This window comes from Arthrobacter sp. I3 (assembly GCF_000520575.1).
GTDB lineage: Bacteria > Actinomycetota > Actinomycetes > Actinomycetales > Micrococcaceae > Arthrobacter > Arthrobacter humicola_A.
Window position 1 is genome coordinate 241465 of sequence record NZ_KI914927.1, and the last position, 1111, is coordinate 242575.

General features: G+C 66.4%; 1 protein-coding gene and 1 pseudogene. Both read left to right on the forward strand.

Features of this window, described 5'->3' with window-relative positions:
* The first annotated feature begins 166 nt into the window (after window positions 1-166).
* Window positions 167-814, forward strand: coding sequence for a ribosome maturation factor RimM (rimM, locus tag Y706_RS25265; RefSeq protein ID WP_052355071.1), 648 nt, complete (start codon window positions 167-169; stop codon window positions 812-814).
* Window positions 815-1111: pseudogene (locus Y706_RS25270) on the forward strand (tRNA (guanosine(37)-N1)-methyltransferase TrmD); the annotation flags it as partial.

Consider the following 1111-nt stretch of genomic DNA (forward strand, 5'->3'; position numbering starts at 1 on the left):
GCCGGTCAGGGTCGACGTCGTCGACACCGACCGCCGCCGGTAACGCTTTCAGCACTACTTGTCTTGAGTCCGGCCCCTTCACCAGATAATGGTGGAGGGGCCGGACTGTTTTCCCGTTATTCCGCACCAGAGAATACAGAATCACCAACCCCGAACAGAGGAACAGATGCAGCTCCAGGTGGCACGAATCGGCAAGCCCCACGGCATCCGCGGCGAAGTGACTGTCCAGGTGCTCACCGACGCGCCCGGCGACCGTTTTGTCCCCGGCACCCAGTTCATCGTGGAACCCGCCTCGGCCGGGCCGCTGACGGTGTTCAGCGCCCGCTGGAACAAGGACATCCTGTTGCTGGCCTTTGACGAGATCGAGACCCGCAACGAGGCTGAGGGCCTGCGCGGCGCCAAGCTGTTCATCGAAACCGAAGACATCGGCGCCGAGGACGACGACGAGGGCTGGTACGAGCACGAGCTCGTGGGCCTGGAGGTCCGCGTGGGCGACAATGTGGTCGGCAAGGTCTCGGCGCTGCACACGCAGCCCGTCCAGGACCTGCTGGTGGTCACGACGGACGACGGCAAGGAAGTCCTGATCCCCTTTGTCGAGCAGATTGTGCCCGAGGTTAACGTGGCTGAAAAGTACGTCCTCGTCACCCCGCCGCCCGGACTGTTCGAAGTCAACACGGACGAGGCGCCCGAGGCCCAAAACCCCGAGGCCCAAAACCCCGAGGCCCAAAACCCCGCAGCCCAAAACCCCGCAGCCCAGGATCCCAAAGCCCAAGGTGCCGCGGCCCGGAACTCCGAAGAGCAGGGCAACGCGTAGATGAGAATCGACGTCGTCAGCATCTTTCCGGAGTACCTGGCCCCGCTGGAGCTGTCGCTGATCGGCAAGGCCCGCCAGGACGGCCTGCTGGACCTCAAGGTCCATGACCTGCGGGACTTCACCACCGACCGGCACCGCACGGTCGATGACACCCCTTACGGCGGCGGCGCCGGCATGGTCATGAAGCCCGAACCCTGGGCGCAGGCCCTCACCGCCGTGGCCGCCGGGCGGTCCGGTGACGCAGGGGACGCCGGCGCCCCTGGCGACGGCGGCACCGCAGAGTCTGCCGGCCCGGAC

Coding starts and splice junctions, on each gene's coding strand:
- rimM (WP_052355071.1), top strand. CDS start 167: ATGCAGCTCCAGGTGGCACGAATCGGCAAGCCCCACGGCATCCGCGGC.